The 21381-nt window shown below is 57.2% G+C and carries 20 protein-coding genes; 7 read left to right on the forward strand and 13 right to left on the reverse strand.

Going from position 1 to position 21381, the window contains the following annotated elements; translation table 11 throughout:
* Positions 1-43 precede the first annotated feature (43 nt).
* The 4 genes from AC2FFB_RS10325 to AC2FFB_RS10340 all read right to left on the reverse strand — a co-directional run bounded on the left by AC2FFB_RS10325 (position 44) and on the right by AC2FFB_RS10340 (position 3496).
* Entirely contained in the window at positions 44-247 is a 204-nt protein-coding gene (locus AC2FFB_RS10325; protein ID WP_142636801.1) for a hypothetical protein, read from the reverse strand.
* 706 nt (positions 248-953) lie between these two features.
* Positions 954-1307, reverse strand: a complete 354-nt coding sequence (locus AC2FFB_RS10330; RefSeq protein WP_142636799.1) for a hypothetical protein — start codon at positions 1305-1307, stop codon at positions 954-956.
* 73 nt (positions 1308-1380) lie between these two features.
* The gene (locus AC2FFB_RS10335) at positions 1381-1707 is read right to left on the reverse strand and encodes a DUF6497 family protein (protein WP_496689677.1); all 327 of its coding nucleotides are present in this window, start codon (positions 1705-1707) and stop codon (positions 1381-1383) included.
* Between the two features lie 256 nt (positions 1708-1963).
* Positions 1964-3496, reverse strand: a complete 1533-nt coding sequence (locus AC2FFB_RS10340) for an acyl-CoA carboxylase subunit beta (RefSeq protein ID WP_142636795.1) — start codon at positions 3494-3496, stop codon at positions 1964-1966.
* 183 nt (positions 3497-3679) lie between these two features.
* On the opposite strand from AC2FFB_RS10340, the gene AC2FFB_RS10345 reads away from it, so the two are divergent.
* Together AC2FFB_RS10345 and AC2FFB_RS10350 are read left to right on the forward strand one after the other, a co-directional pair.
* Positions 3680-4885: a multidrug effflux MFS transporter gene (locus tag AC2FFB_RS10345; RefSeq protein ID WP_142636794.1), complete on the forward strand. Its 1206-nt coding sequence runs from the start codon at positions 3680-3682 to the stop codon at positions 4883-4885.
* A 65-nt stretch (positions 4886-4950) separates the two neighbouring features.
* Complete coding sequence (locus AC2FFB_RS10350) at positions 4951-6351, forward strand: helix-turn-helix domain-containing protein (protein WP_271949447.1); 1401 nt, start codon at positions 4951-4953, stop codon at positions 6349-6351.
* A gap of 59 nt (positions 6352-6410) precedes the next feature.
* Here AC2FFB_RS10350 and AC2FFB_RS10355 read toward each other — a convergent pair whose 3' ends face one another.
* From AC2FFB_RS10355 to AC2FFB_RS10380, 6 genes are all read right to left on the reverse strand, one after another.
* Entirely contained in the window at positions 6411-6650 is a 240-nt protein-coding gene (locus AC2FFB_RS10355) for an HP1242/YdcH family protein (RefSeq protein ID WP_142636790.1), read from the reverse strand.
* A 78-nt stretch (positions 6651-6728) separates the two neighbouring features.
* Positions 6729-8387, reverse strand: a complete 1659-nt coding sequence (gene betA / locus AC2FFB_RS10360; RefSeq protein ID WP_496702021.1) for a choline dehydrogenase — start codon at positions 8385-8387, stop codon at positions 6729-6731.
* A gap of 86 nt (positions 8388-8473) precedes the next feature.
* The gene (betC, locus tag AC2FFB_RS10365; protein ID WP_142636786.1) at positions 8474-9982 is read right to left on the reverse strand and encodes a choline-sulfatase; all 1509 of its coding nucleotides are present in this window, start codon (positions 9980-9982) and stop codon (positions 8474-8476) included.
* Positions 9979-10551, reverse strand: a complete 573-nt coding sequence (gene betI, locus AC2FFB_RS10370; RefSeq protein ID WP_271949443.1) for a choline-binding transcriptional repressor BetI — start codon at positions 10549-10551, stop codon at positions 9979-9981. Before betI ends, betC begins: the two co-directional genes overlap by 4 nt.
* Positions 10552-10638: 87 nt before the next feature.
* Positions 10639-11547, reverse strand: coding sequence for a DMT family transporter (locus AC2FFB_RS10375; protein WP_496874885.1), 909 nt, complete (start codon positions 11545-11547; stop codon positions 10639-10641).
* Between the two features lie 40 nt (positions 11548-11587).
* Positions 11588-12187: a LysE/ArgO family amino acid transporter gene (locus tag AC2FFB_RS10380; protein ID WP_271949439.1), complete on the reverse strand. Its 600-nt coding sequence runs from the start codon at positions 12185-12187 to the stop codon at positions 11588-11590.
* Positions 12188-12273: 86 nt separating this feature from the next.
* Here AC2FFB_RS10380 and AC2FFB_RS10385 point away from each other — a divergent pair, with 86 nt between their 5' ends.
* Positions 12274-13158: a LysR family transcriptional regulator ArgP gene (locus AC2FFB_RS10385; RefSeq protein ID WP_496677723.1), complete on the forward strand. Its 885-nt coding sequence runs from the start codon at positions 12274-12276 to the stop codon at positions 13156-13158.
* A gap of 14 nt (positions 13159-13172) precedes the next feature.
* On the opposite strand, the gene AC2FFB_RS10390 is transcribed toward AC2FFB_RS10385, so the two are convergent.
* Positions 13173-14444 (reverse strand): permease, encoded by a 1272-nt coding sequence (locus AC2FFB_RS10390; protein WP_271949435.1) that lies wholly within the window; start codon positions 14442-14444, stop codon positions 13173-13175.
* Positions 14445-14580: 136 nt separating this feature from the next.
* Positions 14581-15321, reverse strand: coding sequence for a YebC/PmpR family DNA-binding transcriptional regulator (locus tag AC2FFB_RS10395; protein WP_271949434.1), 741 nt, complete (start codon positions 15319-15321; stop codon positions 14581-14583).
* Positions 15322-15431: 110 nt separating this feature from the next.
* Between AC2FFB_RS10395 and AC2FFB_RS10400 the strand changes: the two genes are divergently transcribed.
* From AC2FFB_RS10400 to AC2FFB_RS10415, 4 genes are all read left to right on the forward strand, one after another.
* Positions 15432-17204 (forward strand): SLC13 family permease, encoded by a 1773-nt coding sequence (locus tag AC2FFB_RS10400; RefSeq protein ID WP_496874886.1) that lies wholly within the window; start codon positions 15432-15434, stop codon positions 17202-17204.
* A 17-nt stretch (positions 17205-17221) separates the two neighbouring features.
* On the forward strand, positions 17222-17956 hold the full coding sequence (locus AC2FFB_RS10405) for a glutamine amidotransferase (RefSeq protein WP_496712799.1): 735 nt from the start codon (positions 17222-17224) through the stop codon (positions 17954-17956).
* A 72-nt stretch (positions 17957-18028) separates the two neighbouring features.
* A complete protein-coding gene (locus tag AC2FFB_RS10410) occupies positions 18029-18886 on the forward strand; it encodes a bile acid:sodium symporter family protein (protein ID WP_496690945.1) in 858 nt (285 codons plus the stop codon).
* Between the two features lie 11 nt (positions 18887-18897).
* Complete coding sequence (locus AC2FFB_RS10415; protein ID WP_496874887.1) at positions 18898-20559, forward strand: FAD-binding dehydrogenase; 1662 nt, start codon at positions 18898-18900, stop codon at positions 20557-20559.
* Here the strand turns inward: AC2FFB_RS10415 and AC2FFB_RS10420 are convergent, their stop codons facing one another.
* On the reverse strand, positions 20560-21306 hold the full coding sequence (locus AC2FFB_RS10420) for a YbaY family lipoprotein (protein ID WP_496874888.1): 747 nt from the start codon (positions 21304-21306) through the stop codon (positions 20560-20562).
* Between the last annotated feature and the right edge of the window lie 75 nt (positions 21307-21381).

The following is a 21381-nucleotide window of genomic DNA, read 5'->3' on the forward strand; positions in this document are numbered from 1 at the left end:
TCGCGCGATGACGGTCGGGGCGACGGGGGCCCCGAAGATTTCGTTATCTACAGTTGTTCTGGGTCTTGCAGTAAAGCACGTTGCCTGCCGCGCCGACCACGGCACCCAACAGCGGGTCGGCACTGACGACTGCCGCGCCAACGGCGCCGGCTCCACCGCCAAGCAACGCCTGCTCGCCGGTCGAGTCTCCGCACGCCGCGAGCCCTGCACAGGTCGCCATTGCAAGAATGACTTTCGAGATTCGCATGATGTCTGCCCTTTTTGGTTTTTTAACAATTTCAGAGCCAGATGCGGGAAATCGCCACTGTTATTCAATAACGAGCGTACCGAAATGCCCATTTGCGCAGTTTTATGCCATCCAATGACTGAAGTTTGCACAAAGAAAAACGCGGGCAGGACATTGTGAAAACCACAAGCCTGCCCGCGGAAGGAAGGGGTACGGAATAGTAGGTGCGCGTGCGACGCAGGCAAAGTAGAGCCGCACGACCCGCTCACCATGCACGGCCCGGTTGCACCTGCAAACCGGGATTGGCCAGTGGTGAAATTTCCGGCCAGAATCTGCCCATTCAGCGAAATATCGCGCAGAAACGCGCCGATTCCGCTTGCGTGAACTTTGGTTGGGCAGGGCGAAATTCGCACCCCGAAAGTCACGCAAACCATTGTTTTATCAACACTACCTGAGATCACATGACCTGAAGAATTCGATCCTAAGTCGCCGCGGCCAACCCCCGCCGACCGGCCTTTTTCCTGCCCAAGCCTTGATGGTTTTCCCGCCACCAAGCCACGGGTTATACAGGCCATAGAATCAGTGGTTTGCGCCCTTTCCCTCAGGTATTTTGCGCGATTGTCACGCGCCCGATCTGCACAGCGCACATATCCTTCTTGACCCAACCGGGGCAAAGAAACCCTGTTGGAATTTCCAAGGCGTTTATGTGCGACGACGTCGATCACCTTCAGCTATCCCCGCCGAAAATGTCCGGAAACGAGGCTCTGGCCACGCTCGGATCAATGACCAGCAAGGCATCATAGCTGGCGGGGTCAAACGGATCCTCCGCCGGAATGACCTCACGCCCGAAAAACCAGCTCAGGCGACCGGCATCCAGATTGCCACGTTCGAATGGCTGGTCGCCGAAATGCTCCCACAGGGCCTCGATAAAGGCTGCATCCGCGCGACGATCAGCAGGTTTACGATCCCGGAACCGTTCACGCGTTGTCAGTGGGGTAACACCCTTTGGGTTGGCCCGTCTGATAGTGAATTGATAATCCGTCCCGGTCAGACGGCCGGGAAATCCGCGATGTTTCAACATTTCAGCGCCTCTTCGCTAAGGTCCTTTGAGGCGAAGGGGAATGCACAGAAATTGTGGTAATTGACAACCATTCTCAAATCCCTCCGTCCCAGATACATTGGGAATCCTGCAGAAGATACGCTTCGAAGAACTGCGTGGCATCCGGCGCGGTATGGCCAAAATCTATCGGCTTGTTCGAAAGGGAAATCACAACCCTGGCTGGTTCCAGCTTGTGGTGCGCGACATAGGCCACGGCCAGCGTCTGACACAGGTGCTCCATGTCGATCGTGGCGACATCATATCCAATGCGTCCCACATCCGAGCCTATCTTTGGCGCGATGAAGCGAAAGCGCAGCCATAACTCGCCCGGATTGTTGTCCAGCAGGACATCGTTCAGATGTACAGGCTGCCCAGAGGGCACCGGCACCAATGCTTCTGCGAATGTAGGCGAACCAAGACAGAGAATTGCCAGACATAAGGCGCGATCCCAGACCCACCAAAGGCGAGCTCCTCTCTCCGGGATCGCGCGCGCATGCCTACTGGCCCGCGCTTTTCTATGTCCAATAAGGCATTTCATTTAGCAGCTTTGCTCTCAAAGTCAAATTCGCCGTTTGGGGGTCTTTCACCAACGTGCCCAGAGGCAGGCAAACCAGAGCGCCTGCCCCGCGACCGTCAGCTTACAGCGGAATGTTATCGTGCTTTTTCCAGGGGTTTTTCAGTTGCTTGTTACGCAAGCTGGCAAAAGCTCGCGATACGCGGCGGCGGGTCGAATGCGGCATGATCACCTCATCAATGAATCCACGTTCCGCAGCCACAAACGGGTTGGCAAACCGGTCCTCATAGTCCTGAGCGTGCTGTGCGATTTTCTCGGCATCGCCCAGATCCGCACGGTGGATGATTTCGGTCGCGCCCTTGGCCCCCATCACCGCGATCTCGGCGGTTGGCCAAGCATAGTTGAAATCGCCACGCAGATGTTTGGATGCCATCACGTCATAGGCACCGCCATAGGCCTTTCGGGTGATCACTGTGACCTTCGGAACGGTCGCCTCGCCATAGGCAAACAGCAGTTTTGCGCCATGTTTGATCACGCCGCCATATTCCTGCGAGGTTCCCGGCAAAAAGCCCGGCACATCAACCAGTGTCAAAATCGGAATTTCAAAGCAATCACAGAACCGGACGAAGCGCGCGGCTTTGCGGCTGCTGTCGATATCCAGACAGCCGGCCAGCACCATCGGCTGGTTGGCTACAACACCTACGGTCTGACCTTCCAGACGGATAAAGCCCGTGATGATGTTCTTGGCGTAATCTTCTTGAATTTCGTAAAAATCACCCTCGTCCGCCACTTTGGCAATGAGTTCTTTCATGTCATAAGGCGTGTTCGGGTTGTCCGGGATCAACGTATCCAGCGAAGCCTCAATCCGGCCCGGTTCGTCAAAGAAGGGACGAACGGGCGGTTTTTCCTTGTTGTTCAACGGTAGGAAATCGACAAGACGGCGCACTTCGGCCAGTGCTTCGACATCATTTTCGAATGCACCGTCGGCAACCGAAGATTTCTTGGTATGGGTCGATGCACCACCCAGCTCTTCGGCGGTTACAACCTCATTGGTGACTGTCTTGACGACATCGGGGCCCGTCACAAACATGTACGAGGTGTCTTTGACCATAAAGATAAAGTCGGTCATCGCCGGACTGTAGACGGCGCCACCGGCGCAGGGCCCCATGATCACACTGATCTGCGGAACCACGCCCGAGGCCATGATGTTACGCTGGAACACCTCGGCATAACCCGCAAGCGAGGCCACACCTTCCTGGATTCGCGCACCACCCGAATCGTTGATGCCGATCACCGGAGCACCATTCTGGATTGCCATGTCCATGATCTTGCAGATTTTCTGCGCGTGGGTTTCCGACAGAGACCCGCCGAAAACGGTGAAGTCCTGGCTGAAGACATAGACCATACGACCATTGATTGTGCCCCATCCGGTGACGACACCATCGCCTGCAGGCTTTTGATTTTCCATCCCGAAATCCGTGCAACGATGGCTGACAAACATGTCGAATTCTTCGAAACTGCCTTCATCCACCAACAGCTCTATGCGTTCGCGTGCGGTGAGCTTGCCCCGCGCATGCTGCGCATCAATACGTTTTTGCCCACCTCCCAGCCGTGCATCGTTGCGGCGGCCTTCAAGCTCGGAAAGGATGTCTTTCATAACGATGATCCCCTTTGAAATTTGGCGCGACACTATACTTAGTTTCGTTCAGACCAAAGCCTCATTCGGCAAATTTGCAAATCTTTGAAAATACAGTTTCGGGTAATTGTAAACATGCAAAGTTTCGCACTGAGACACGGTCACGGATGGCAATCCCAAAAACCGTCACTATACATGTGAACCATGCAGTTTACTTCTTCGCCAGCGCGTCGTTCGCCCCCAACCATTGCCACACTTGTGATGCTATCCGGGCTGTCAGCGCTGAGCTTGAATCTTTTCCTTCCCAGCCTGCCCAATATGGCCGCGTATTTTGACGCAGACTACAAAGTCATGCAGCTGTCGATCGCTCTGTATCTGATGATCAGCGCAGTAATCCAAATTCTGATCGGCCCCATCGCAGATAAGGTTGGCCGCAGGCCAGTTATTCTCTGGGGATTGGTTCTGTTTCTGATTGCGACACTGGGTTGCATCTACTCCCCGAACGCCGAAGTATTTCTGGCCTTCAGGATGTTTCAAGCGGTCGTCGCAGTTGGAATGGTCCTTAGCCGTGCAGCGGTGCGAGACCTTTACGAAGCAGATCAGGCCGCTTCGATGATCGGCTATGTCACCATGGGAATGGCCATTGTTCCAATGATTGGCCCTGCCATCGGCGGCTTTCTGGAAGAGAGCTTTGGCTGGAAGGCAAATTTCTGGCTTCCTTTCGGGCTGGGTCTACTGGCGCTAATGCTGACCTATTCCGACTTCGGAGAAACATCCCGCAAAAGCGGGCTGACCTTGCTGCAGCAGTTTCGTGAATACCCGGAATTGCTCAGATCCCCTCGGTTCTGGGGCTATTCCATGGCCTCAGCCCTGTCGTCGGGCGCTTTTTTCGCCTATCTGGGCGGCGCGCCTTTCGTCGGGACTGAACTGTTCGGCCTAACAGCGTCAGAACTGGGCATTTACTTCGGCGCCCCCGCGGTGGGTTATTTCTTCGGCAACTTCTTCAGCGGCAGGTTCTCTGTCCGCTTTGGCGTGAACCGGATGGTTCTTTGGGGGTGCTGGATGAACGCAACCGGCGTTGCACTGTCGACGATCGTGTTCCTTACGGGCTTCGGCTCAGTTCTCAGCTTCTTTGGGTTCATGACCATTGTTGGTGTGGGCAATGGTATGACCATTCCAAACGCAACATCAGGCGCACTGTCCGTCCGCCCGCACCTGGCCGCGACAGCATCTGGGCTGAGCGGGGCCATCATGCTGGGCGGCGGAGCTGGCCTGAGCGCGCTCACGGGCGCAATACTAACCCATGAAACAGGCGCGATGCCGCTGCTGTGGCTGATGTTGGCCTCAGCAACATTTGCCATCGTTGCTATTGCCATCGTGATCCGGCGCGAACGGTATTTGGGCCTGTAACACGCCTTGCGCAGGACGGTTTGCAAAGCTAGCGTTCAAGATTAGAAAAGTTGCAAAGGCACGCCATGGCGACCCAAAAGCTCTATGCTGGTGCAAAACTGCGTGAAATGCGCACGCGCCTGACGCTGACACAAAAGGAATTCGCAGCCAAACTGGGGGTTTCTCTTCCCTATCTGAACCAGATGGAGAATAACAACCGCCCGATCTCGACCACGGTTGTTCTGGCTCTGGCGCAGGAATTCGGCATGGACGTGACCGAACTTAGCACTGGTGACAGCGAACGTCTGGTCTCAGACCTGCGCGAAGCGCTGGCAGACCCCGTGTTTGATGACGCCATGCCACCGCTCGCTGATCTGCGCCTGACAGCTTCAAACGCCCCGGCAATGGCCCGAGCGTTTATCGCCCTGCACCGCACGTATCGCCAGACGCATGAAAGGCTGGCCTCGCTGGACGAAGCCCTGGGACGTGAAGACGCACAGATTCAGGCCAGCCCCTGGGAAGAAGTGCGAGACTTTTTCCATTATTGCGACAACTACATAGACGCGGTTGACCGAGCCGCAGAACGATTTGCAGGCCGCGCCCAGGACAAAGGCGGAATTCGCGCCGCCGCAATCGAAAGCTTGGGAGAAAACGGTATTCGCGTTCAGTTCCCGGATATCGAAGAAACCCGGAAATACGATGCGGATAGCAAAACATTGCTGCTGTCATCACGGATTGCACCGCAAACACAAGTGTTTCAGCTGCTCTTGCAGGTATCCCTAATCAATCAGGACAAGCTGCTTGAAGCGACACTGGATTTCGCCAAATTTCACAGTGATGAGGCGCGCGCGATTGCGAAGATCGGCCTGGCGAATTATTTTGCTGGCGCCTCTCTGATGCCCTATGGCGAATTTCTCAGCGCAGCCCAGCTGTATCGCCATGATTTGGAATTGCTCAGCAATCGTTTTGGAGCATCCATCGAACAGGTGGCCCACAGGCTTTCTACGCTGCAACGCCCCGGTGCAAAGGGGATACCATTCTTCTTTGTTCGGGTGGATCAGGCTGGAACGATCACAAAACGCCACTCCGCCACGCGCCTGCAATTTGCGCGCTTTGGCGGTGCGTGCCCGTTGTGGAATGTGCACCGCGCCTTTGAAACTCCGGGTCACTTCCTGCGGCAGCTTGCCGAAACCCCGGACGGGGTCCGCTATATCTCGCTGGCGCGGGATGTTTCGAAATCGGGCGGTTCGTACGGAGCGCCTGTCCGGCGCTATGCGATTGCGCTGGGATGCGAGGTCCGCCACGCTGAAGCGTTGGTTTATGCGGACAATCTGGATATCTCAAACGCCAGTGCCTACGAGCCCATAGGTATCTCGTGCCGGATCTGCGAACGCCAGAACTGCCACCAACGGTCAGTTCCTCCGCTGGAACGTCGCCTGTCCATCGACACTCATACCCGCGGAACCTTACCCTATGAAGTCACCTGAGCTTTACCCGGCCTAAAACCGCGGCCAGCCGAAACGGGGGCAATGCCCCCGCCCAACCCTTAAGCGTTCGACAAAATCGCCCAGATCTCATCCTTCAGTGCGGCGCGTTTCTTGCGCAGCTCGCCTTCGGCAAGATCCTCCATCGGCTCGACGTTGGTTTCCGCGCGGTGCACGATACGATTGACCTCATGATACTCTTCGGCCAGCCGAGAAAAATGCGCATCGGACTGTTTAAGCTGACTGATCAATTCGACCTTGTCGGGAAACTCTTCGGCCAATTCGTGCGGGGTGTGGGACATTCCTGTTCGCTCCTTAGAAAATGCGTTGCGATTCAGGTCTATATTGGTCCCACTCCCCCCGCTTTGACGCGGATCAAATCAGCGCTGCGCCGAGGCCCATTGCGGATGAATCCAAGGCTGATCATTGGCTTTGGGCAACGGATCTTTGCCCAGCAGATGATCCGAGACTTTCTCGCCCACCATGATCGACGGCGCATTAAGGTTGCCGTTGGTGATTTGCGGAAAGATCGAACTGTCCGCCACACGCAGCCGATCCACGCCGATCACCCGGCCTTCGGAGTCGACAACCGCGTTCTGGTCATCCGCCCGTCCCATCCTGCAGGTGCCGCAGGGATGATAGGCACTTTCGGCATGCTCAGCGATAAAGGCGTTCAACTCTTCATCTGTTTGTACCGCAGCACCGGGCTGAATCTCTTTCCCGGCAAAGGGTCTGAACGCCTCTTGCCCGAAAATCTCTCGCGTCAGGCGGATACAGGTGCGGAACTCCTCCCAATCTTTTTCCTGGCTCATGTAATTGAACCGGATGACAGGTGCGTCCTCGGGTCGAGCTGAGCGCAATGTCACAGCACCCCGTGATTCCGATCGCATCGGACCCACATGTGCTTGGAACCCGTGCCCCTCGGCCGCAGCCTGCCCGTCATAGCGCACCGCCATCGGCAGGAAGTGGTACTGGATGTCGGGGTATTCGACACCCGGCCTTGATCGGATGAAGGCCGCGCTTTCGAACTGGTTCGAGGCACCAAGGCCGGTCTTGGTGAACAGCCATTGCGCCCCGATCAGGCCTTTGCTGACCAGGTTCCAGTGTTTGTAGAGCGTGATCGGCTGAAGCGACGCTTGCTGGATATACAGCTCCAAATGGTCCTGTAGATTTGCGCCAACTCCCGGACGGTCTGCAACAACTCCGATCCCCTGCTCAGCCAAATGCGCAGCCGGGCCGATTCCAGACAGCATCAACAGCTTCGGCGAGTTGATGGACGAGGCTGCGATGACCACTTCGCGGCGGGCGCGGATCACCTCTGTCTTGCCGCCACGGATCAGTTCAACACCAACAGCACTTCCGTTTTCCAGAACAATCCGGGTCGCAAGACCGCGCACGATATCGCAGTTCTCGCGCTTGAGCGCAGGCCGCAGATAAGCATTTGCCGCCGACCAGCGCCGCCCTTTCCAGACGGTCTGCTCCATCGGGCCGAAGCCTTCTTGCTTTTCACCGTTATAGTCGCCCGTGATTTCATACCCGGCTTGCTGGCCCGCATCGACAAAGGCCTGGAACAGCGGGTTCGCACGCGGGCCCCGCGACACATGCAGCGGCCCGTCAGTGCCCCGCCACGCGGAATCACCACCATGACCGCCGTCATGCCAGGTCTCCATCCGTTTGTAATACGGCAGCACATCCGCATAAGACCAGCCATCCGCGCCCATCTCGGCCCAGGTATCGAAGTCCCGGGCGTGGCCGCGCACATAAACCATTCCGTTGATCGAAGAGGATCCGCCGATCACCTTCCCTCGCGGGCAGGCCAGGCGGCGGTTGTTCAGATGCGGCTCAGGCTCGGATTGATAGCCCCAGTCATAGCGCGACATGTTCATCGGATAGCTTAGCGCGGCGGGCATCTGGATAAACGGGCCCATGTCGGTACCGCCATGCTCGATCACCAGAACCGAGGCACCGGCCTCACTCAAACGATATGCCATCGCGCAGCCTGCGGAACCTGCGCCGACGATGACGAAATCTGCTTCCATTTTCGGGTCTCCATTCTCAACCGGAGCCAAGATTTTTCATCGAAAAATCTCTGCCTGACCGGAGAGGGTCTTGTTAATTCGGGTTGTTACTCTCCGCGTGGAAAGCGTTGGCTTTCCTCGACGATATTCAGATCCATGTGGTTACGCATGTACCGCTCAGATGCTTTCTGCAGGGGCTGGTAGTCCCACGGATAATACCCGCCCTGGCGCAACGCCTCGTACACGACCCAGCGACGCGCCTGGCTGGCGCGAACTTCGGCGTCGAACCGATCCAGATCCCAGCGAGCATCGGACTTGGCACGCAAGGTCTGTAACGTTCCTGCATGCTCTGGCCTGTCTGCAAGGTTCTCCAACTCGGAAGGGTCCGCCTCGAGGTCGAACAGTTGATCAGGGTCTAGCGCACATCGGTTGTATTTCCATTTGCCATAGCGCAAGGACACCAGTGGCGCATAAGAGGCCTCGGCTGCATATTCCATCGCGACCGGCGCACTGCGCTCGTGCCCCATGGCCAGCGGCACAAGGTTTTCGCCATCTGTCCACGGCGCGATCTCTGCCATATCGACACCGGCAAGAGCACCCAAGGTCGGCGTCACATCTATGGTCGAAACCGGAGCGTCGATCCGGCCCGCTGGCAGATCGGGCGCACAGATCATCAGCGGGACGCGGGATGACCCTTCATAGAAGGTCATCTTGAACCACAATCCGCGTTCACCAAGCATATCGCCATGATCCGAAACGAACAGGATGATCGCCTCTTGCCGCGTGGTCTCTAACACCTCGAGGATTTCTCCGACCTTGTCGTCCAGATAAGAGATATTGGCGAAATAGGCGCGGCGTGATTTGCGGGTATCTTCTTGAGTGATGTCAAAGCTGCGCCAGTCATTGGCGTCAAAAATCCGTTTCGAATGCGGGTCCTGATTATCATAACCAAGGTCGGCAATCTCGGGCAGAAGGTGCTCGCAATCTTCGTACAGGTCCCAGTATTTGCGACGTGCAACATAGGGATCATGCGGGTGGGTAAAGCTTACAGTCAGGCACCATGGACGGTCGTCCTTGCCACGGGCCAGATCGTATAGCTTGGACTTGGCGTTATAGGCCACCTCGTCATCATATTCCATTTGGTTGGAAATCTCGGCTACACCTGCGCCCGTGACCGAACCCATATTGTGATACCACCAGTCAATCCGCTCGCCTGGTTTACGGTAGTCCGGGGTCCAGCCGAAATCGGCGGGGTAGATGTCGGTGGTTAGGCGATCTTCAAACCCGTGCAACTGATCGGGCCCGACGAAATGCATCTTGCCCGACAGACAGGTATAGTACCCTGCACGGCGCAGATGGTGGGCATATGTCGGAATATCACTGCCAAACTCGGCGGCATTGTCATAGACACCAGTGCGCGACGGCAACTGACCGGACATAAAACTGGCCCGACCCGGCGCGCACAGGGGCGACGCCGTATAGGCATTCGCAAATCGCGTGGATCGTTCGGCCAGCTTTTTCAGGTTTGGCGCATGCAGCCAATCGACAGGACCGTCAGGAAAAAGGGTCCCGTTCAACTGATCCACCATCAGGATCAGAATATTAGGTTTTGTCATTTCTCAGCCTCGAGCAAGGTGCTGAGCACGCGCATCGCGTGGTTTACAGCCAGTTGCGGTTCTTCCGGGGCGCTCAGCGCGGCGTGGATATAAAGTCCGTCGATCAAGGCGATCATGTTCCCGGCCGCCTCAACCGGATCGGCCAAATGCGGGCGAAGCGCATAAACCAGGTTCGACCGGATACGGGCCTGATAAATCTGCCACAATCGCAGGGCGTCGTCATTGGTCTGCGCAAGAACGTAGAATGTCATCCACGCTGCCGTCACATCCGGCGTGAAACAGGATGGGGCAAAGCATGCCCGGATGATCGCCTGCGCGCGTCCACTTGGCGTGGCTGCTTTCAGTTCTGACCGGACCTCTGCCCCGAAATCCGACAGGATGCGGCGCATCGCTGCCAGAAAAATCTGATCTTTACCGCCGAAATAGTGATGTGCCAGCGCGCTGGACATGCCAGCCCGCTTAGCGATCTGGCTGACGGTTACATCGAGGGATTTTTTCGACCCGAGCTCAGCAATCGTTGCCTTAACGATCGCATCACGGCGGATTGGCTCCATTCCGAGTTTCGGCATCCGTACCCCTCAACTGCTTTTGATAGAAAAACGCTAGGAGATTTTTATTGACTCGTCAATTAATAACGTTTTTTCGGCAGAAACCGGCTAAAGTTTAGGTGCAATACTGGGGGTCGTCAGGCTGCTGCGGTTCAACACGGCCTCGCGCCAGGCAATAAAACTGACTGCCAACAGAATCAGCGTGCCCCCCGCGACCACCCACAAATCTACGCTTTCGTGGAAAACCAACGCCCCAACCAGCGTGGCCCAGATCAGCTGTAAGAATGTGACGGGCTGCGTCACTGCAACGGGGGCGGCCTGCAGGGCCAAGGTCATCAGATAGTGTCCAAGTGTGGCAAAACAGGCAACCAGAAACAGCACACCCAAATCATGGAGACTTGGAGGGGACCACACGGCAATGGCGAAAGGTATCAGCGCCATCGTCACCCATATGGACATATGTGCAACCACGACCGAGGGCGGCAGATCTCGCACCAGCATCTTGGCCAGCAGGTAGGATGCACCAAGCGTCAACGAAGTGCCCAACATGGTCACGTGACCAACCGAGATATCCCGAAACCCAGGTCGGAGAATAATTGCTACACCGATCAATGCAACACCAATGGCGGCAATCCGGCGGAAGGCTAGCTTCTCGCCTAGAAACAGCACAGCACCCAATGTGACATAGACCGGCGTCATGTAGTTCATGGCCGTGACTTCGGCCAACGGAATTCGGGTCATGGAAAAGAACCACAGCATCACGGCAATGGCGTGAACCACCCCGCGGATGCCGAACAGTGTCAAATGCCTACGTGTCAGAGGTGTCGTAACGATCAGCTGTAACGCTGGCAGTAGGAACACCAACCCAAAGACAAAGCGCAGAAATGCGGCCTGTATCGGGTCCATGGAGGTGCCCAGAGATTTGACGAGCGCAGTCATGACAACAAAGGACAGACCGGCGGAAAACATCCAGAACATTCCCGCCAATGGCCGATAGGTGTTAGGTTGAGTTGTCATGTTAACGGTTCAACACCGAAACACAGGCGGGAACAAGACCTCAGATCGCCACCAGCTTGGCCGCAATCGCCAGCATGACAAAACCGATAACAACATCCAGCACCTGCCATGCCCTTGGGCGGGCAAAGACCGGCGACAGAATCCTTGCCCCGTAGCCCAACGAGAAGAAGAAGACAAAGCTGGACAGCATCGCTCCAATAGCAAAGGCCAACCGGTCATCATATTGTGCAGATATCGACCCGATCAGAACCACCGTGTCCAGATAGACATGCGGATTCAACCAGGTGAATGCCAGCACGGTCAGCAGGACAGACCTCAGACTTGAACGTGTCCCTTCACTGACATCCATGGAAGACCCGCCGTGCCAGGCCGATAGCAGGCTGCGCAACCCGTACCAGGTCAGAAACACAGCCCCGCCATAGCGCATGACCGGCTCGAACCAAGGAGCAGTCTGAGCAAGCGTTCCGAACCCGGCAACCCCTGCCGCAATCAGAATGGCATCCGATACGGCGCAGGTCAGGCATAGGGCAAAAACATGTTCGCGGCGCAGCCCTTGACGCAGGACAAAGGCGTTCTGCGCACCAATGGCCAAAATCAGACTAAAGCCTAGAGCGAATCCGGAAATCAGAGATGCGGACATGAAACCTCCTGTGTTCGATTTGATTGACTAGAGCCAGTCAGTCGATTTATCAAATTAAAGAAGTTACACCTGGTTAAGCTCTGCTAATGTTGCTGGATCCCAATCACCTTGCCGCACTTTCGGCCATTCTACGCCACGGAAGCTTTGACGCCGCCGCCACAGAGCTGTCGGTGACGCCTTCGGCGATATCGCAGCGGATCAAGTCATTAGAGGATCGGATAGGCGCCGCTCTGATCACTCGTGGTGCGCCCTGCACAGCGACACCCGCCGGCTTGCGCATTGCCAGATACGCCGAGGATATCGGGCTGCTTGAGGCACAGCTGGCCCGTGAACTTGCGTTGGAGGGAACCTCTGGCCCCACCCAGGTGCGCATTGCAATTCCTGCAGACAGTTTGGCCACATGGTTCATCGCTGCGATGGCCCAAACAGATGAGTTGCTGTTCGATCTGGTAATTGATGATCAGGACCATTCGGCCGATTGGTTGCGCCGCGGTGAGGTCAGCGCGGCTGTTACCACCGGAGGGCAACCGGTCTCTGGCTGCGATGCCCATCCACTTGGGGATTTCAGGTATATTCCAACGGCCAGCCCAGGTTTTATGCATAAATGGTTCCGGGACGGTGTAACCAAAAGCAGCCTTGCCATGGCACCGTGCCTGACCTTCAATCAAAAGGACGGTCTTCAGAAAGCCTGGTTTGCCAGAGAGTTCGGGCACCACATTTCCCCACCATCGCATTTCCTGCCATCCTCACACGGGTTTGTGGATGCAGCGATCGCCGGCATCGGGTGGGGAATGAACCCGATTGAGTTGGTACAAAAGCCTTTGGCAGATGGCCTGTTGTGCCCCTTGATACCAGACACGCCCCTTGATGTTCCGCTGACCTGGCAGGTCGGGCGTGTCTTATCCTCGGCCCTTTCGCCGCTGACCGCCGCTGTAAAGCGCGCGGCTGTCGACGCGCTTATTCAACGATAGACAGGATTGGCCGATCAGGATGGCTCGGGCGCTTTAGGAATTGGCGTCACCACCCGGTAACAGGCAAAAGCTGCGATCAGGCTGACCAAGACAACGATCAAAACCGCCGCAGAGACCTCGTGCATATGCGCCAGCCCAGCCAGCGCCGCCGACACGATGACCGCAACAATCCGCGAGATGCTTTTCACCGCTGCCGCCCCTTTGACCCGCTGATCAAACGGGGCGATATCCAGAAAATACAACTTTCGGGCACTGCTGATGCCTGTTACCGCCACGGTCACCACAAACAGGGCAACCGCATGAGTGTGCACCTGATGACCGATATGGAGGTAATGGACCGTCAGCAGCCCTGCTCCGGTCAAGGCCACCATCAGAGTTCCGGATACCATGACCGCCCGGTGGGATTTCAGGTTAACAAACTGCCACAAAGGCGCAGAGACCAGATATCCAGAGGCCGACGAAATGATCATTGCGGTAAGACCTTTGGCCGAACTGTGATGTGCCTCGGCCGCCATCAGGGCAAAGAACGGAACCGATAGACTGACAACCACAATCGGAAGGCGCATGACCATATAGCGCCGGAACCAGGTCTGGTTGAACATCGCCAGAATATCGGTGAAATACTCGGACCAATGTCTTTTGCTTTCGTCCTCAGGCGCTGTGGAAATTTTCTGATGCGGAACTTCGGACATCGCCAGGATTGATAGGCCAGACAACAGAAAAAACACCACTGCAACTCCGATCACAACCGAATGGCGCGCAAACGGAGGGTTGCCCAGCGTGATTTGATGGACCAACAGAACAAGACCGATTGCGCCCAATCCGCCGGCGCCTAACTGCAGATATCGCATGATCATCCGTGACCTGGACTGAACGTGCGCGCCCAGCAGGTCAGTAAGCAGCAATGTCTGGATCTCACCCACGAGACCGATCAAAAAAAATGCGGCGATAAAGGCTGTAGCCGTGAACACGAGACTGCCCGTCGCGGCCGCCGCCAGAGCCATGACAAGGCAGGCCCCGATCAATACTTCGGTCATCGCGATGCTGCGTTTCTTCTGTTCGCGCAGCGCAATGACTTGGGCCAGAAACACGTCGGCGATCATGCTGCCGACCATGCGGATTGAAACCAGCGCGCCGGCGATGAACATCGGGAGTTCCAGCGAAACCGCAAGAAACGGCAAGACAATGGACGGGCTGCCAAGGGTCCAGGCGACCTGGGACAGAATACTCTGCCCGGTCAAAACAGGCACATTGCGTTTGGCCAAATCAAATTGAGGTTCGGTCATCTGCTCTTTGACTCACTGCTTCAGCTATTCGACCCAGCCTATGGGTTCGAACCTGATCGGCCAATAGCCCTATCCTCCAACCAACAAAAAACCCGGCCTGACGGCCGGGTTTCCAAATCTCAAGATGCGGGGCAGATCAAAGCTGCGCCATCACCTCATCCGAGGCTTCGAAATTGGTTGTGACGCGCTGAACGTCATCATCATCTTCCAGCGCATCGACCAGCTTCATCAGCTTTTGCATATCCTCAAGCCCCAGCTCGGTCGTGGTGCTTGGCTTCCAAACCAGTTTGGTGGATTCCGTTTCACCCAGCGCGGCCTCGAGCGCGTTCGAGACGTCGTTCAGATCGGTGTCGGCGCACCAGATGATATGACCTTCGTCCGAGCTTTCAACATCTTCCGCGCCTGCCTCAATGGCCGCTTCGAACACGGTGTCGGCATCACCAACCGTTTCCGGATAGACCACTTCACCCTTGCGTTCGAACATAAAGCCGACGGAACCGGTCTCGCCAAGATTGCCGCCATTCTTGGAAAAGGTCGAGCGCACGGTCGATGCGGTCCGGTTCCGGTTGTCGGTCATCGTCTCGACGATGACGGCCACGCCGTTGGGGCCATAGCCTTCATACCGGATTTCTTCGTATTCGTCGCCGTCGCCTGCCTGCGATTTCTTGATCGCCCGGTCGATCACGTCTTTGGGGACCGAGTTTGACTTGGCCTCTTTCACCGCCAAACGCAGACGCGGGTTCTTGTCGGGGTCGGGGTCGCCCATCTTAGCGGCAACGGTGATCTCTTTTGACAGCTTGGAAAACAGTTTGGACCGCGCGGCGTCCTGACGTCCCTTGCGGTGCTGGATATTGGCCCATTTGGAGTGGCCTGCCATGGTGCGTCCTCGTGATAGTGATTGCGTATTTGGCGCCCATATAGACGTTTGCGGGCCATGGGATCAAGAGACCGGCTTGCGACGACTTCTTCTGCGAGTATGTTGGCGGTATGACGACAGATCAGATCATACTTTTCGCTCTCTTTGCCACTGTATTCGGAATGCTGCTTTGGGGGCGGTTTCGCTATGACCTGGTTGCCTTTTCCGCGCTACTGATCGGAGTGGTGTTGGGCGTCGTGCCCATGAATGATGCCTTTGCGGGGTTCGGACATCCCGCAACCATCATCGTTGCGCTGGTTCTGGTCGTTTCGGCCGGACTGGTCCGGTCCGGTGCGGTATTCCTGATCACGCGATCCTTGGTTGACGCGTCACGCGGCCTCGGGGCCCATATCGCCTTGATGGGCGGTATCGGGGCGGTTCTGTCCGCCTTCATGAATAACGTCGCTGCCTTGGCCCTGTTGATGCCGGTCGACATTCAGACCGCACGAAAAGCCGGACGAGCCGTCGGCCTGACCCTAATGCCGCTCAGCTTTGCAACAATTCTGGGAGGGATGGCGACCCTGATTGGCACGCCACCGAACATCATCATCGCCTCAATCCGCGCAGAAACTCTGGGCGAGCCCTTTCGTATGTTCGATTTCGCCCCTGTGGGTGGCATTGCTGCGATTACCGGGCTAGCCTTTGTCTCACTGGTGGGCTGGCGATTGATCCCGAACCGGGGACCGCAAACCGAAACCTCTGAGGCGCTGGCCGAATATATCGCAGAACTGACCGTCCCACCGGAATCGCCGTTGATCGGCAAACGGGTCAGCGAGCTTTATGAAGATGCCGAGAAATCCGACGTCGCCATCATCGGCATGATCCGTGACGGCAAGCGCCGCTATGGCCGGTCGGCCCATGCAACACTGAATCAGGGTGACGCGCTGGTGCTTGAAGCCCGCCCCGAGGCGCTGGATGAATTCCGCGCGGCGCTGAAGCTGGATTTTTCGGACACACGTCGACAGGAGCTTCTGACCGCTGAAGGCGACGGGCTGGAAGTCGTCGAGGTTGTCGTGACCGAAAACGCCCGCATCACCGGGCGTACGGCTCAGGGGTTGGGGTTGGCATGGCGGCAGAGCACCGTTTTGATGGGCATTTCGCGCCAGGGCCGCAGCATCACCGAACAGGTCCGCAAAACCGAGGTTGAGGCTGGCGACATCCTGTTGTTGCTGTGCCCGCGTGATCGCAGCGCCGATCTGACCGAATGGCTGGGATGCCTACCGCTGGCCCAACGCGGTCTGAACGTCACCGCCAATGAAAAGGCCTGGCTTGCGATTGGCCTGTTTGCCACCGCGGTATTGGCAGCCAGTGTTGGGCTGATCTACCTGCCGGTCGCATTGGGGCTGGTTGTGGTTGCCTATGTGCTGACCAAGATCATGCCAATCGCAGATCTCTATACTCACATCGAATGGCCGGTGGTCGTTTTGCTGGGCTCGATGATCCCCCTGGGCAGCGCACTGGAAACCTCGGGCGGCACCGAACTGATCGCCAATGCGCTGATCCAGTTAACTGACGGCCTGCCTGCATGGGCTATTCTGACCGTTCTGATGGTGGTCACCATGACCCTGTCGGACGTGTTGAACAACACCGCCACGGCGATTGTGGCGGCCCCGGTCGGCATTCAGATGGCCCGCACGCTTGAGGTTTCCCCCGACCCGTTTCTGATGACGGTCGCCGTTGCAGCCTCGGCTGCGTTCCTGACGCCTATCGGGCATAAGAACAACACGCTGGTTCTGGGTCCGGGTGGCTATCGGTTCGGAGACTACTGGCGCATGGGCCTGCCGCTGGAAATCCTGATCATTGCGGTTTCGATACCCGCCATCCTTGTGTTCTGGCCGCTGTGACGGGTAAGAGCCGTTCCATGAAACAATTTCTGATCCTGCAGTTACGCCCGGAAACCGATGCGTCCGATGCCGAATATGCCTCGATTCTGGACAAAACCGGCTTGAGCCCCGAACAGACCCACCGCATCCGGCTGGACTGCGAAGACCTGCCCGACGGTCTGGACGTGACCGACTATGCCGGGGTGATCGTCGGCGGCGGCCCCGGCTGTGTCAGCGACGATCCGGCGACAAAATCGCCGACGGATGCCCGCACCGAAGCCGCCATCATGGGTCTGATGTCACAGATCACCGGGCGCGATCATCCGTTCATGGGGTGCTGCTATGGGTTGGGTATTCTTACCGCGCATTTGGGTGGCGATGTCAGCAAGGACCAGTTCGGAGAGCCCGTCGGCCCCTCAACCTGCCACGTGACAGAGGACGGTGCCACCGATCCACTGATCTCGGGGCTGGGTCAGAGTTTTGATGCTTTTGTGGGCCATAAAGAGGCTGTGCAATCCCTGCCAGATGGGTGCGTGCATCTGCTGGCCTCGGACCCTTGCCCCTTCCAGATGATCCGCTGGGGCCAGAATGTCTATGCCACACAGTTCCACCCCGAGGCTGATGCCCGCGACTTTGAAGAACGTATCACCATCTACAAACACCACGGCTATTTCCCGCCCGAAGATGCGCAGCGTCTGATCGACATTTGCCACGCCGCCAATGTCACTCTGCCCGGTGAAATCCTGCGCAGGTTCGCCCAACGCTACGGCTGACCCTACGGCGCGGTTGCCTGCGGCTTTGACCCTCGCTTACGCTGGTCCGAACGGCTTTGGGAGGAGTTGTAGTTGGATCTGCTTATTAATGTCGGCCTGCCACTATCGTTGGCCATAATCATGCTGTCCTTGGGTGTCGGGCTTGAGATCGCCGATTTCCGCCGGGTTGTCAGCAGACGATACCCTTTTGCGATAGGGGCGTTCTGCCAGGTGATCTTGCTTCCCATTGCGGCATTTACGACGGTCAAACTCTTTGCACTGCCACCGGAAATAGCAGTCGGTGTTATGCTCCTCAGCTTTTGCCCCGGCGGTGTTACCAGCAATATCCTGACTAAACTGGCCAAGGGTGATGTCGCTCTTTCCGTCAGCCTGACAGCCATCATCAGCTTGCTGTCGATGGTGACGGTACCCGTATTGGCCGCATGGTCGATCAATCACTTCATGGGCGAGGACGCACCCGAGGTTTCGATCACCGGGCTGGCCATAGCGATGTTCCTGATCACCACCCTGCCCGTTGCCATCGGCGTCAGTATACGGCATTTCGCAAAAGGATTCGCAGAGCGGGTCGATGCCCCATTGTCCAAACTGGCTTCGATTCTTTTCGTCCTGATCGTTCTCGCCGCGCTGGCCGGGAACTGGGAAATGTTCGTCGAAAATTTGGGGCTGATGGGGTCGGCGTTGATCACCCTGAACATTGCGCTGCTGCTGATCGGGCTGGGACTGGCCCGCGCTGTGAACCTGTCATGGAACGAGAGCAAGACGATCTCGATCGAAACTGGCATCCAAAACTCGACTCTTGGCATCACATTGGCAGCGCTGATTACCAGCACGGAAAACGGGCTAAGCCCTCTTGCTCTGCCATCGGCCGTCTATGGTATCTTGATGTATGTCGTCGCCCTGCCATTTATCGCCTGGCTGCGCCGCAGCTGAGAGGAAAAAACATGACCAATAACACCGCAGATGCCATTGTCGTTGGGGCTGGGCTGGCCGGGCTTGCGGCCGCGGCCGAGCTAGGCGACCGCGGAAAAAAGGTGATCATACTGGATCAGGAACCCGGTCATTTCCTCGGCGGTCAGGCATTCTGGAGCCTCGGTGGACTGTTCATGGTCGACACGCCAGAACAGCGCAGGATGGGCATCAGGGACAGCCACGAACTGGCCTTGCGTGACTGGCAGGGCAGCGCGCAGTTTGACCGCGAAGAAGACGCTTGGCCCCGCAAATGGGCCGAGGCCTATGTCGAATTCGCCGCCGGTGAAATGCGGCCCTGGCTGCACGATATGGGGCTGCGATGGTTTCCTGTGGTTGGATGGGCCGAACGTGGCGGTTCTTATGCCGATGGGCATGGCAATTCGGTACCTCGGTTCCACATCACATGGGGCACCGGCCCTGGTGTTCTGGAACATTTCATCCGTCGCGTGCGCGAACATGTCAGCACAGGCCTGATCCAGCTGAAGTTCCGCCACCAAGTCAGCCATATCATTATGCAAAACGGCTGTGCCAAAGGCGTCTCGGGAGAGGTCTTGGCTGAGGACGCAGCCGCGCATGGCGCCAAGACCAACCGAGAAGAGGTTGGGGAATTCGAGGTCTATGCTCCTTCGGTCATCGTCAGTTCGGGCGGTATTGGTGGCAATTTCGAAATGGTGCGCAAGAACTGGCCGCGCGACCGCCTGGGCGAACCACCCAAAGACATGATCGCGGGCGTGCCGTTCCACGTTGACGGCCGCATGATCCCCATCAGCGAAAAGGCCGGTGGACATGTGATCAACGGCGACCGGATGTGGCATTACACCGAGGGCGTCAAAAACTGGAACCCGATCTGGCCATCGCACGGAATTCGTATCCTGCCCGGCCCAAGCTCTATGTGGTTTGACGCGCGCGGCAATCGTCTGTTGCCCCCTTGTTTGCCGGGGTTCGACACGTTGGGCACGCTGAAAGAGATCCTGAAGACCGGTTATGAATACAGCTGGTTTGTACTGACGCAGAAAGTCATCAAAAAGGAATTTGCGCTCTCCGGGTCGGAACAGAACCCGGATTTCACCTCGGGCAGCTGGAAAGAGGTTATCCGTCAGCGCATTTTGTCAGGATCGCAAGCCACCGCGCCGGTCGAGGCCTTCAAACAGCACGGGGAAGATTTCATCGTTGCCAACACTCTGACCGAACTGGTCAGCGGCATGAACCAACTGGGTGGCGATCTGATCAATGAGGCGCATTTGCGCGCCCAGATCGAAGCGCGAGACTCACAGGTCGACAACCCGTTTTCCAAGGACGCGCAGATGGCGGCTATTCTGGCGGCCCGCAACTATCGGGGTGACAGGTTGATCCGCACCGCCAAACCACACAAGTTCCTTGATCCTGCCAATGGGCCGCTAATCGCGGTCAAACTTCACATGCTGACGCGCAAAACGCTGGGCGGTTTGCAGACCAACCTCGACAGTCAGATGATCGGTGCAAACGGTCAGGTCGTTCCCGGGCTGTTCGCCGCAGGAGAGGTCGCCGGTTTCGGCGGCGGCGGCTATCACGGATACAACGCGCTGGAAGGCACATTTCTGGGCGGCTGCATCTTTTCCGGGCGCAACGCAGGACGGTCGCGCGCTGTGGCCTGATTACTGCGTGCGTATGAATTTCAGAACCGGGTCGCCTGCGCTGTCCAGCAGCGCAAGGCTATTGCCTGCCACCGCATAAGTGGCCACGTTTTGCAGGGCGACAAAGAACTGATCCTCGACCTGCTCCATCTCGGGCGGGCAGGCCATCAAAGTGGCCGCAATATTGTCTGGAAACGTAAGCGAATTTCCGGAAATTTCGACCTGCCCTGTGAAACGGTTGCAACCGCCTGAGCCGCTAAAGGCACCGCCTTGCGCAAAATCAAGTTGCGGTGCGCGTTCGCTGTTCAGCACGGCCCCATCCACACCAATCGCCGTCCAGCTTGTGTTTTCCAGCCCCGCCGACGTGGGGCCGCCCGTCTTGACCAACAAAAGGTCGGCCGTATCCGGCGCACCATTGGTCAGGACCGGATACACCGTGTCGGTCGTAAACAGCAGTTGTGACCCACGATAAATTGCCCCCCGCACCGCATAGGTCATCCCGTCACGGATCAGAGCATCATCATAGGTCAATTCAAACTCGGCAGGCACCCCGCTCAGCACGTAGCGCTGCGCAGCCAGCGTTACCGCTGGCGCATCCGCAAGCGATATATCCTGCAGCTCGATATATAGCGTCGCGTCTTCAGGCACGGCAATCCGTTCGCGATAGGAGGCGGTACCGGTCACCGAACCAGCCGATACATCGCTGCCAATCAGCGCCACCATAATCGCACCCATTACGATCAACTGACCAAATTTTGGAAAAGGCATAATCCCGTCCTTTCGTCCAAGTTCTAGAGGAAAAGATTGTGTCTGGATCAGCCTTTACAAGACCGTCAGCGCAAA

The organism is Ruegeria sp. YTSA219 (assembly GCF_059609985.1).

What these genes read in the sequence shown, in the direction of transcription:
- AC2FFB_RS10405 (WP_496712799.1), top strand. Translation starts at nt 17,222, where the DNA reads ATGAAACAATTTCTGATCCTGCAGTTACGCCCGGAAACCGATGCGTCC.
- AC2FFB_RS10390 (WP_271949435.1), bottom strand. Translation starts at nt 14,444, where the DNA reads ATGACCGAACCTCAATTTGATTTGGCCAAACGCAATGTGCCTGTTTTG.
- AC2FFB_RS10385 (WP_496677723.1), top strand. Translation starts at nt 12,274, where the DNA reads ATGTTGCTGGATCCCAATCACCTTGCCGCACTTTCGGCCATTCTACGC.
- betA (WP_496702021.1), bottom strand. Translation starts at nt 8,387, where the DNA reads ATGGAAGCAGATTTCGTCATCGTCGGCGCAGGTTCCGCAGGCTGCGCG.
- AC2FFB_RS10345 (WP_142636794.1), top strand. Translation starts at nt 3,680, where the DNA reads ATGCAGTTTACTTCTTCGCCAGCGCGTCGTTCGCCCCCAACCATTGCC.
- AC2FFB_RS10415 (WP_496874887.1), top strand. Translation starts at nt 18,898, where the DNA reads ATGACCAATAACACCGCAGATGCCATTGTCGTTGGGGCTGGGCTGGCC.
- betI (WP_271949443.1), bottom strand. Translation starts at nt 10,551, where the DNA reads ATGCCGAAACTCGGAATGGAGCCAATCCGCCGTGATGCGATCGTTAAG.
- AC2FFB_RS10355 (WP_142636790.1), bottom strand. Translation starts at nt 6,650, where the DNA reads ATGTCCCACACCCCGCACGAATTGGCCGAAGAGTTTCCCGACAAGGTC.
- AC2FFB_RS10340 (WP_142636795.1), bottom strand. Translation starts at nt 3,496, where the DNA reads ATGAAAGACATCCTTTCCGAGCTTGAAGGCCGCCGCAACGATGCACGG.
- AC2FFB_RS10380 (WP_271949439.1), bottom strand. Translation starts at nt 12,187, where the DNA reads ATGTCCGCATCTCTGATTTCCGGATTCGCTCTAGGCTTTAGTCTGATT.
- betC (WP_142636786.1), bottom strand. Translation starts at nt 9,982, where the DNA reads ATGACAAAACCTAATATTCTGATCCTGATGGTGGATCAGTTGAACGGG.
- AC2FFB_RS10420 (WP_496874888.1), bottom strand. Translation starts at nt 21,306, where the DNA reads ATGCCTTTTCCAAAATTTGGTCAGTTGATCGTAATGGGTGCGATTATG.
- AC2FFB_RS10350 (WP_271949447.1), top strand. Translation starts at nt 4,951, where the DNA reads ATGGCGACCCAAAAGCTCTATGCTGGTGCAAAACTGCGTGAAATGCGC.
- AC2FFB_RS10330 (WP_142636799.1), bottom strand. Translation starts at nt 1,307, where the DNA reads ATGTTGAAACATCGCGGATTTCCCGGCCGTCTGACCGGGACGGATTAT.
- AC2FFB_RS10395 (WP_271949434.1), bottom strand. Translation starts at nt 15,321, where the DNA reads ATGGCAGGCCACTCCAAATGGGCCAATATCCAGCACCGCAAGGGACGT.
- AC2FFB_RS10375 (WP_496874885.1), bottom strand. Translation starts at nt 11,547, where the DNA reads ATGACAACTCAACCTAACACCTATCGGCCATTGGCGGGAATGTTCTGG.
- AC2FFB_RS10400 (WP_496874886.1), top strand. Translation starts at nt 15,432, where the DNA reads ATGACGACAGATCAGATCATACTTTTCGCTCTCTTTGCCACTGTATTC.
- AC2FFB_RS10325 (WP_142636801.1), bottom strand. Translation starts at nt 247, where the DNA reads ATGCGAATCTCGAAAGTCATTCTTGCAATGGCGACCTGTGCAGGGCTC.